Source organism: Acidiplasma aeolicum, from assembly GCF_001402945.1.
Taxonomy (GTDB): domain Archaea; phylum Thermoplasmatota; class Thermoplasmata; order Thermoplasmatales; family Thermoplasmataceae; genus Acidiplasma; species Acidiplasma aeolicum.
The window spans coordinates 1-669 of record NZ_LKBG01000192.1; the positions used below are offsets into that span (position 1 = coordinate 1).

Below are 669 nucleotides of genomic sequence, written 5' to 3' on the forward strand. Positions count from 1 at the left end.
CAGGAACATTAAACGTTTACGCCGGCACATCCACAAGAACATTATTTGGCCTTGCCGAAAATGGGTACTTCCCTGCAGCACTTTCAAGGGTAAGCAAAAAAACAAGGGTGCCAATAATACCAATCATAGTCTCAGTAATAATAGGATTGATATTTTTAGCACCGTTCCCAAGCTGGTATGCCCTTGTTGGTTTAATTACAGGTGCCACAGCATTTACATACATAGTGGGCGGATCGGCGCTGATGGTATTCAGAAGGGAGGCAGATGAGCTTAAAAGGCCGTTTAAATTACCATATGCAAAGGTGCTGGCACCAATATCCTTCATAGGAGCAACACTTATAGTTTACTGGTCTGGCTGGCCAACTGTCGGAATACTTTCAATAGGAATATTCCTTGGTATAGCTGTTTATCTCGTCCTGCTCGCAACAAAAAAGGTTGTAAATGTATTCACAAAAGAGAATATAAAGGCAGGATACTGGGTTCCGTTATACATACTAGTTCTTGACGCACTTTCATACCTTGGTGAAGCAGATTATGGAGGAACCAACACATTCCCGTACCCGTATGATTTCATTATTGTGATACTCGTGGCCATAATATTCTATCTGTTATCTGTACATTCTGGATATAAGACCGAGGAAATTTCAGACATAATAGAATCAGGCACAC

The 669-nt window shown here is 41.3% G+C and carries 1 pseudogene; it reads left to right on the forward strand.

The features are described 5' to 3' along the window. Positions 1 to 669 (forward strand): annotated as a pseudogene (locus AOG54_RS09920) (APC family permease); the annotation flags it as partial.